The 8,944-nt window shown below is 44.2% G+C and carries 9 protein-coding genes and 1 pseudogene; 5 read left to right on the top strand and 5 right to left on the bottom strand.

From position 1 onward, the window contains the following. The first annotated feature begins 256 nt into the window (after window positions 1-256). Window positions 257-895, top strand: a complete 639-nt coding sequence (locus QUB56_RS19300; RefSeq protein ID WP_332957329.1) for a bifunctional 4-hydroxy-2-oxoglutarate aldolase/2-dehydro-3-deoxy-phosphogluconate aldolase — start codon at window positions 257-259, stop codon at window positions 893-895. 64 nt (window positions 896-959) lie between these two features. Then, window positions 960-1,469 carry a L,D-transpeptidase gene (locus tag QUB56_RS19295; protein WP_332957326.1) on the top strand — a complete coding sequence of 170 codons (510 nt, stop codon included), beginning with the start codon at window positions 960-962 and terminating at the stop codon, window positions 1,467-1,469. 153 nt (window positions 1,470-1,622) lie between these two features. Here the strand turns inward: QUB56_RS19295 and QUB56_RS19290 are convergent, their stop codons facing one another. The 4 genes from QUB56_RS19290 to QUB56_RS19275 all read right to left on the bottom strand — a co-directional run bounded on the left by QUB56_RS19290 (window position 1,623) and on the right by QUB56_RS19275 (window position 5,553). Next, window positions 1,623-2,453: a YwqG family protein gene (locus tag QUB56_RS19290; RefSeq protein WP_332957324.1), complete on the bottom strand. Its 831-nt coding sequence runs from the start codon at window positions 2,451-2,453 to the stop codon at window positions 1,623-1,625. A 73-nt stretch (window positions 2,454-2,526) separates the two neighbouring features. After that, entirely contained in the window at window positions 2,527-2,670 is a 144-nt protein-coding gene (locus QUB56_RS19285) for a hypothetical protein (RefSeq protein WP_332957323.1), read from the bottom strand. 227 nt (window positions 2,671-2,897) lie between these two features. Then, the gene (locus QUB56_RS19280; RefSeq protein WP_332957322.1) at window positions 2,898-3,554 is read right to left on the bottom strand and encodes an ester cyclase; all 657 of its coding nucleotides are present in this window, start codon (window positions 3,552-3,554) and stop codon (window positions 2,898-2,900) included. Window positions 3,555-3,963: 409 nt separating this feature from the next. After that, the gene (locus QUB56_RS19275) at window positions 3,964-5,553 is read right to left on the bottom strand and encodes an Hsp70 family protein (RefSeq protein WP_332957321.1); all 1,590 of its coding nucleotides are present in this window, start codon (window positions 5,551-5,553) and stop codon (window positions 3,964-3,966) included. Between the two features lie 74 nt (window positions 5,554-5,627). Between QUB56_RS19275 and QUB56_RS19270 the strand changes: the two genes are divergently transcribed. From QUB56_RS19270 to QUB56_RS19260, 3 genes are all read left to right on the top strand, one after another. Beyond that, the gene (locus tag QUB56_RS19270; protein ID WP_332957319.1) at window positions 5,628-6,965 is read left to right on the top strand and encodes an AAA family ATPase; all 1,338 of its coding nucleotides are present in this window, start codon (window positions 5,628-5,630) and stop codon (window positions 6,963-6,965) included. Between the two features lies 1 nt (window position 6,966). After that, window positions 6,967-7,512, top strand: a complete 546-nt coding sequence (locus QUB56_RS19265) for a hypothetical protein (RefSeq protein ID WP_332957318.1) — start codon at window positions 6,967-6,969, stop codon at window positions 7,510-7,512. A 271-nt stretch (window positions 7,513-7,783) separates the two neighbouring features. Continuing rightward, window positions 7,784-8,473, top strand: a complete 690-nt coding sequence (locus QUB56_RS19260; RefSeq protein ID WP_332957316.1) for a CPBP family intramembrane glutamic endopeptidase — start codon at window positions 7,784-7,786, stop codon at window positions 8,471-8,473. Window positions 8,474-8,501: 28 nt separating this feature from the next. Here QUB56_RS19260 and QUB56_RS19255 read toward each other — a convergent pair. After that, window positions 8,502-8,718, bottom strand: a pseudogene (locus QUB56_RS19255) (ATP-binding protein); the annotation flags it as partial. Between the last annotated feature and the right edge of the window lie 226 nt (window positions 8,719-8,944).

Below are 8,944 nucleotides of genomic sequence, written 5' to 3'. Positions count from 1 at the left end.
GATGTTAGACAGGCGAAGGCCTGCAATTGCTGTCTGAGCTTAGAATCCCCCGTGCTTCAGCCGGGGGAGTATGTCAATTACTCTAGCTAGCGAGTCACACGCAGTCCACTCGCCTGTGGTGTAAAGAAAATAACGCACTTTTAACCGCCCCCTCAAATACCCACTGAGGTGGGTTTTGTTTGTATAGACGCGGTTTAAACTGCTCGGTCTTCCGATATGAACTGTATTGAATTATTTGGTGGCAAAATCAGTTAGCATGAATCATCAATCTTGGTTGACACTACTAAAAAAACACCGGGCGATCGCAGTCATCCGTTCATCAGAAAAGGAACTTGCTTGGCAGATGGCATCATCGGTAGCAGCAGGCGGAATCCAGTTTATTGAAATTACTTGGAACACCCACAAAGCCGCTGAATTAATTGCCCAACTCCGCTCAGAATTTCCTACTTTTAGTATTGGCACCGGCACTTTATTAAACTTAGAACAGTTGCAGCAAGCAATAGACTGCGGCGCTCAATTTCTGTTTGCTCCGCACACCGATCTAGCAATGATTAAAACCGCAGTTGACGCCGGAGTGCCGATCGTCCCCGGTGCTTTTTCTCCCACGGAAATTGTGGCAGCCTGGCAAGCAGGCGCTACCTGCGTAAAAGTGTTTCCGATCTCGGCTTTGGGAGGCGCCGCCTACCTCAAAAGCCTGCAAGGCCCTCTGGGACACATTCCTTTAATTCCCACCGGCGGGGTGACGCTGGAAAATGCGAAAGTATTTATTGACGCCGGGGCGATCGCCGTTGGTTTAGCCGGAGACTTATTTCCTAAACACTTAGTGGAAAATCGAGATTGGCGGGCGATCGTCCAAATTGCCCGGAATCTCGCCCAAAACTTAACAACTTGTTAAGCCCTGTTTCCAATCTCGAATCTAAAATCTAAAATAGTACCAGGTGTCAGGAAGGAACAGCATTATGAAATCAACTTACTTTCGCCGCGCTGGAACTTTCTGTGCCGGCTGCGCCCTCACTTTTGCTGCATTCTGCGGCGGTTCAATGACCGCATTTGCCAGCGAACAGCACAACATAATTGCCAATAAAATTATGCAGTTGCAGCAATCGAGCCAGCGCTGGATTGAAATTGATTTATCAAGACAAAGATTAATAGCTTGGGAGGGAAATATACCTGTTTACGCAGTGGTTATTTCCAGCGGCAAATCATCGACTCCCACCCGCACGGGAACCTTTGCCGTTGAAACCAAGCACCGCGTTACTAGAATGACTGGGCCGGACTACGACGTGCCCGACGTTCCCTATACAATGTATTACGACGGAGGCATGGCAATTCACGGCGCTTACTGGCACAATTTGTTTGGCAATCCCGTTACTCACGGCTGCACAAATGTAGCTGTCAATCACGCTAAATGGCTATTTGAATGGGCCTCGGTGGGAACACCCGTCGTGGTTCACAAATCTCAGGTTTAGGGCATGGGGCATGGGGAATTGGGCGAAGCGAAGCGGAGGGATGGGGCTTGGGCATAGTCGAACGCTATTCCATCTGTTAGAACCCCCTCTTCTTTAAGAAGTCGGGGTTCTGGGTATTATATTTTTCTAGGTGAGCTTACTTAACTGCTGCTTTTAACAACAATCCCAATTGTATAAAACTTTACTAAAATCTAATTCTCTGAGTGCTGATTCATCAATAAAAAAGTTACCTACACCACTGTCTCCCCACACGATCTCTACTGTCTCATTGCAGCAATCGGTATCCATTTGGAATAGAAGAATGTCCGGCTTTTGTTTTCGCTCGGAGTTACTACTATATTTTCTTACGTCTTCTTGTGTAAAATAAGGATAACCACCTATTTTATGACCAAAGGAATTCGATATTTCTCGGTACTCATCCTCAATTTCATGGTTCATAAATAACTCGTTAATTTCTTCTCCTAATAGTGCAATAAATTGGTAGTCATTGGTACTAACCGGCGCATATTTTTTAGTAAATTGCAAGCTGCAACAGCCATGAACAGGAAAAAATTCTAATTCCGGCAAAAAATCATAATTGGTAATGATGTTTTCAACTTGGAAGTCTGGCTGAGGAAAATAGATTATTTTGAATCTGTCTTCGGCTGTGGGATTATCTACATCGGCGGAAGTACCAAAATCTAAACCATATAGGTCATCGTCGGCTATATAAAACTGCAAAATTCCGCGATCGGGAAAACCATCTAAAGGCGGTATTTCATCAAAGTTGAGTTGCGCTAGCAAAAATAAATATTTACCGTCACAAGTTTTGGGATATTCAAAGCCTTTAGGTAAATAAGGAAATCCCCCAAATTTACTCTGCCACCAATTAACGTCATCATTATTCTGGGTTTGAATTTCGATGTAAGGTTTAATGGTAGCTTCGATTCTGTCGCGATACTTTTCTAATTTGCGAGAGAGTGGGAATTCTAGTTTATAATTCATTTACTTTTAAAAATATGTTTTGAACGCAATCAGTAGGGTGCGCTTCGGCGCACCTTACCTGTAAAGTCTATCCTTAACTTAGCTGCACCACTGGTTTATCCTCTAACAAATTTTCATTTGTTAGCAAATCTTCCACGGTAATTCGCAAAAAGCGCTGTTCGTTAACGCGGAACAAAACTTTTATGCGATCGCTCCCCCGATACCCAGGCGGCGTCAAGCGAAAGCAAGCGTCTCCCTCGCTTTCGCTACTTATAGCGACGGAGACGCTTGCACTGCAAGTCGAACAATTGTGTATGATTCCGATTCCAGCGGCAACGATATAGCGGTTCTTGGAAAGATGAGGTATTTACCAATTAATTAACAATTCCCCAATCCCCCAATCCCCAATCCCCCAATCTAAAATCTAAAATCTAAAATCTAAAATCGATTGACCTCTTCCTTTGATTAATGACTCACAGGACATCCTCCTGTCGTTAACCCTGTTAAGAAATTATTGGTGTCAAAGAAATGTTCTACAGACTCAATCTTTAAATCCTCTGTGACTTTAGCAATGCTAAGACCAATAATTTCAATAGTTTCTCCTGTCCCTTGATGATCTTTGTAAGATCCCTTAAAAGTACCCCAGTGTCTCCACTTAAACACAACGTTAGGAGGCCCTGCAACGACTTCGATTAATTCCCAGAGAAAGCCATCGGGAAAAGCTGTGTGAAACAGGTCGTAGGAGGATTGAAAGGTTTCATCAGAGGCGCGGTAGTGCTCTGAGTTTTCTAGAAAGAGATTATAGGTTCCCTGATCTACAACTTCTTGGGCTGTGTATTCTTTTCCTCCATTAGTGCTCATACGGAATTTATCCGTAACTACAGAGAGCCATTGTTGGGGATTGGTTTTGAAGGATGCTTCCATTTCAAATGTTCTCACCAGGTTATAGGCGATCGCATCCAAAGACCCTTCGGCATGATTGTGTTTCTTTTCCTTTTCCAAGAAAGTATTAGTGTGAGAATAGTCTGGACGCTCCCCGTACCGCCATTCTACTCCATCATCCTGTTTCAGAACTTCTTCTCTATCTTGCACCCAGAGGGGTAAGCCGGGAGTTGCACTCATTGCTGTTAATCTCCTAGGATTTGGGTTAATAAAAATCTTGATACTACAATGAAAGACTGACGGTTCTGATCCGAGAGTATTTCAAATAAAAATGTATACCAAAAATTCTAGCCATGTCAATCCTACGCAGCCATAAACCTACAGCAAGCAAAGATAGAGGACACGGCGCCGTGCCGTTTCCCTACAGCGCTCGATCCCTTGACGCGTGTACTTTATCAACGTGGAATTTGCTGTAAAGATCTGTATAGGTTGTCGTCTCCAATAGACATCTCCAAAAACTAACTGGTTCCTAGGAAGAGCCTGGAAGTAAACCCGGAATTTCTTAGTCCCTCTCCGATCGCACGAAAGTTTGACTCTATGCAGCGATTTCAAGAGCCGAATTATCAACCAAATTATCTAAAGTCTATCCTTAACTTAGCTGCACCACTGGTTTATCCTCTAACAAAGTTTCATTGGTCAACAAATCTTCAACAGTAATGCGCAAAAAGCGCTGTTCGTCAACGCGGAACAAAACTTTTATGCGATCGCTCCCCGGATACCCAGGCGGCGTCAATTGAGCGATGCTGCGCGCTCCGTCTTTGTCATTTAGCGGCTGTACCGATCTTTGGCCCGCGAGTTGGCGAGTAATTAGCCTGTCGCCCTCAAAATATATCTCCGTGCCGCCAGTTTCCGCTCCCAATTCGCCGACAATTAATTCTATACTCGGCTGATTTTCTAAAGAAGCCCCCAAGACTAATTCTACTGGTTCGCTCATCGGATAAGACTGCCCGGATTTAATTAAACTGTGCCAACTGTGGCAATTTTCGCGGCGGTTCCAGTAGCGAATGCCGTAACTGTGATAGAGAAAATCTTTGATTTCTACCCCTTGACTCAGTTGCAGAGCACCTTGGGCGATCGCCTCAAAGGGTTTATCGCAGCGAATTTTTGCCGGCTCGAAATATTGCTGCACCCAACGTTGGACAGCGGGAATTTTTACAGTACCGCCAACTAGCAAAACTGCATCGATGTCGCCAATTTCTAAGCCTTGACGCCGCCCTTGCTGCAATACTTGATTCATGCACTCGTCGAGGTTGTCAAAAAACTGATGTTCGGCGAGAATAGATTCAAAGCGAGACCGATCTAATTCTAATTCGTAACTCTCCAGATTTTCGTCATCAAAATAAACCTCAACCGCCTGATTCACCAAAGACAACTGAATCTTTAACCGTTCTGCTAATCTCGTTGTTATCGGAGATTTTGGCAGCCCTTTTGTTTTGGAAAAATAGTCAACCAGCCAATTATCAATATCAGAACCGCCTAAATTTTGTCCGGCTTTAGCCAAAACCCGGGCAACTTTTGCCTTTTGCGCTGAAGATTCCGCCAATAACTTTTCGCCCCACTTGAGAATAAAACCGAGGGGCTTTTTCTCGGAGGAAGCGTCCAAACGCACTACAGAAAGATCGAGAGTGCCGCCGCCGAAATCAATGACTAACAGAATTTCGCGATCGGCCAAACCGTAACCCAAAGCAGCCGCCGTAGGTTCGTCCAACATCCGCACCTGTTCTACTTGCAGAGATTGAGACACTTTTCCCAACCAATGGCGGTAAGCTTCAAAACTATCTACCGGCACAGTAAAAATCAAAGAATCGATCGGCAAGGGCAGTTCGCGAATTGAGTTGACAATTTGGCTCAAATACCACTCACCTACTCGTTCAAAAGTAATAAGTTGCCCGTCAAGTTCTGGCACAAAACCCTGAACAGAAGTGCCAATTCCCCGCTTAAAATTGCAGAAAAACCGAGAATCTCCACTCAAGTAAAGGCCGCTGTCGCGGACTTTCTGACCGAGTATTACTTTATTTGCAGCAGCGTCCTCAACGTAGACCAAACTGGGAATTAGGGGCGGATTTTGAGCCGAGATTGTCGACAATCCCGGTAATTTCAAAGTTTCGGGCTGCTGGAGGACTTGATTCCAGCGAGCGATTACGGTGTTGCTAGTTCCAAAATCAATTGCGATCGTCATTCAGCCAAAATACACAGCTACTAGGGATTAGATTATAATATGGTATTTGGAGCCGCAAATACCAACATAATATTATGACTCAATCGACTTTCTTTGAAACTGAAAAAGAAGAGCCTGTACAGGGAATTACTGAAATTGCAGTATGCGGCTACAAGTCTATTTACGAAGAGTGCCAGATTGAAGTGCGATCGCTGACAATTCTAGCCGGTGCCAACAGTTCTGGTAAGTCTAGCATCATGCAGCCACTCTTGCTGATGAAGCAAACGCTAGAAGCCCCTTACGACCCCGGTGGTTTGAAACTTGACGGGCCTAATGTTAAATTTACATCAGCCGAACAGGTATTGTCTAAACTATCTCCAGAAAAATACAGCGATGAGTTTTATGTCAAGCTGAATATAGAGACAGATAATTTTTTTATCAGCTTCTTCGGAAAGCAGCAAAAGCATGGGCTTAAAGTTGTTAAAGCGACTTACTGTATTCCTGATTACAGGAGGGGTGAAACTATTACTATTTTTCCAGGAATACAGCATCAAGAATTGGTGAAAATTATTCCCGAAGATCTGACTAAATATTACACTTTATTGTTTAATAATATCGAGGCAAAAGCGCCACGGTGGAGGGTGACTAATGTCCGATGTTTTCTAGGCTTGCAATTGGGCGACAGTCCGTCTTATTCACCCAATTTGGAAATGAAGTTCTCCAAACATATTCGCCGCATCGTCCACGTTCCGGGGTTGAGAGGCAATCCAGAACGCACCTACAATACCGCAGGAGTTGGCAGTGAATTTCCGGGTCTTTTTGAAAATTATGTTGCTAGTATAGTTAATTACTGGCAACAAACAAAAGACGATAAACTGATAAAATTGGGTCAAGCTTTAGAGTTCTTAGGACTTAACTGGAAAGTAGAAGCCAGACAGATTAATGACGTACAAATTGAACTGCTAGTAGGTCGTTTATCCCGCAGCGGGAGTGCAAGCGATACTGTTAGTATTGCTGATGTTGGCTTGGGAGTATCGCAAACCTTGCCTGTTTTAGTTGCCTTGCTTGTAGCAGAACCAGGACAATTAGTTTATCTAGAACAGCCGGAAATTCACTTGCATCCTCGCGCTCAAGTTGCTTTAGCACAAATCTTAGTGGATTCTGCAAATAGAGGTGTGCGAGTAGTTCTAGAAACTCACAGCGAATTGCTGCTTTTAGCAGTTCAATCGTTAGTCGCCGAGGGTAAAATATTACCGGATTTAGTAAAACTTCACTGGTTTAAACGGCGCGACGATGGTGTTACAGAAGTCAGCAGTGCCGATTTAGACGAGACGGGAGCTTTTGGAGATTGGCCTGAAGATTTGGGCGATGTTTCTTTGCATCTAGAAAACCGCTATTTGGATGCAGCAGAAGCTGTTTTGTGGAAGCGTTAACATGGCAGATAAAGTTTCTAAACGCCTGGTAATAGATGCTTCTGTTGCGCGTGCTGCTGGTGGAGAAGATGCAACCTATCCCATATCGGTGTACTGTCGGGATTTCCTTGAAGCTGTCTTGGATCTTTCTCACCGAGTTGTGATGACTCCAGATATTAGAGATGAGTGGAACAAACATCAATCAAAATCTGCTCGTATATGGCTGCGCCGGATGGTGGCTCAGAAGAAACTATGTCCCTGCGATATCGCGGTAGATAATGATTTGTGGTGTCAAGTTGAAGCAATAGCCGAGAGCGATAAAGAGCGGGAAGTAATGGTTAAAGATTTGCGGTTGGTGGAAGCTGCGCTCGCTACCGATCGCACAGTAATTTCACTTGATGACAAAGTGAGACAATGTTTTGCTAAAGTAGCAGTAGATGTCGATCCCCTTAAAGATATTATATGGGTAAACCCAGCCCAAATAGCCGAAAAACCCCTTGATTGGCTGCAAAATGGTGCTCAACCTGAAATAGAACGATCGCTCGGATTTCAGAAAGCACACAACTGAGTAGATTTAGAGTAATTCCGGGTTAGTACGATCGTCCGTGCGATCGCCATTTTACCCATTTTTCCTTGCCACAAAGGCGCGCCACTTTAATAAGCGGCACAAAACTCATACCATTTGAGATTTTAGATTAAAGAATTGGGAATGACTGACTGCATAAGGATTTGGATCGCGAGCCGACAGCTGCATTGTTTCTTGAAAGTGGTATAACCTGTCCGCCGCCGCCAAGCTTTTACCTTCGATCTCAATCCAATTTTCAAAGGTCGCGTGAAAAATGCTGGACATGGGCGATCGCAAAACAGCACTATTGGCTCTAACACTACTTGTCCCTGCAGCTAGTATTGGTATAATAGCAGGCTTGTATATTGCGCCGGGAAGCTGGGGACAAACACTGTCAGTATTGTGTCAAGTTTGGTTGCTGGTTTTTCCGATCGCGTGGTCTGTTTTTGTCGATCGCAAAAAGCTCTGTTTATCCCAACCCAAGCCCCAAGAATTGCTGGCTGGATCTATTTGGGGAATATTCATGTTTGCGATGATTCTAGGTATCTATCGGCTTTTCGGCCAGCACTGGATCGATCCTGTAGTTGCTAAAGAAAAATCGCAGCAATTAGGTATTAGCAGCCCTAATATTTACTTAATTGTTGAAGCATATTTTGTGCTACTTAACTCATTAATCGAAGAATTTACTTGGCGGTGGTTTGTCTGCAACAAGTGCCAGATTCTCATACCGGGAACAAAAGCAATATTTCTGAGTTCGCTATTTTTCACACTCCACCACATTTTTGTAATAGCAGCTTACAGCGACTGGCAGGCTGTGTTCTTAGGTTCCTTAGCTGTCTTCGCTGCCGGGATAATTTGGTCGCAGTGTTATCTGACTTACCGTTCGCTTTGGTCGAGTTATATCAGCCACGCGATCGCAGATTTAGCCCTAGCAACTATTGGTTGGCAAATCCTCTTTAACTAGCTGCTTTTTTAGCGGCTATCCCCGCCAATTATACAGTAAAAACTGAGCCTTTTCGCAACTCGCTCTCCCCACTAATATCTCCCCCCATCATCTGACAGAATTTCTGGGCGATTGCCAGTCCCAAACCCGTACCGCCGTACCTGCGAGTATACTACTCGCAGGTACGGCGTAAATGATTGAAATACTCTCTCAATTTGCTCTGCCTTCATCCCAATTCCTGTATCGCTGACTTTGAAACTAATCCATGTATTTCTTTTATCTTTACACGGTCATTTGATAATTTGCTGAATTTTTTTAACGGTAATTACTTACACAGGACTTGCACAGGGACGCTACATATACTCCACCGAGAAGTGGCAGTCGCTTTTTGAGACTCTTTCATGCGAACGCCTGCTATTAACAAATTGAAAACTCAGCCAGCTAATTAAATTTATACTGGCGAAACTCTAGGTTCTATAGCACGATTGGGAA

It is taken from the genome of Microcoleus sp. AR_TQ3_B6, assembly GCF_036702785.1.
Classification (GTDB): Bacteria; Cyanobacteriota; Cyanobacteriia; order Cyanobacteriales; family Microcoleaceae; genus Microcoleus.
Note: the sequence above shows the minus strand (reverse complement) of the source record. Positions and strands in the feature narration are given on the sequence as shown.

Bases quoted from the DNA above. Each gene is read 5' to 3' on its own strand.
- QUB56_RS19300 (WP_332957329.1), top strand. From the start codon at position 257: ATGAATCATCAATCTTGGTTGACACTACTAAAAAAACACCGGGCGATC.
- QUB56_RS19295 (WP_332957326.1), top strand. From the start codon at position 960: ATGAAATCAACTTACTTTCGCCGCGCTGGAACTTTCTGTGCCGGCTGC.
- QUB56_RS19290 (WP_332957324.1), bottom strand. From the start codon at position 2,453: ATGAATTATAAACTAGAATTCCCACTCTCTCGCAAATTAGAAAAGTAT.
- QUB56_RS19280 (WP_332957322.1), bottom strand. From the start codon at position 3,554: ATGAGTGCAACTCCCGGCTTACCCCTCTGGGTGCAAGATAGAGAAGAA.
- QUB56_RS19275 (WP_332957321.1), bottom strand. From the start codon at position 5,553: ATGACGATCGCAATTGATTTTGGAACTAGCAACACCGTAATCGCTCGC.
- QUB56_RS19270 (WP_332957319.1), top strand. From the start codon at position 5,628: ATGACTCAATCGACTTTCTTTGAAACTGAAAAAGAAGAGCCTGTACAG.
- QUB56_RS19265 (WP_332957318.1), top strand. From the start codon at position 6,967: ATGGCAGATAAAGTTTCTAAACGCCTGGTAATAGATGCTTCTGTTGCG.
- QUB56_RS19260 (WP_332957316.1), top strand. From the start codon at position 7,784: ATGCTGGACATGGGCGATCGCAAAACAGCACTATTGGCTCTAACACTA.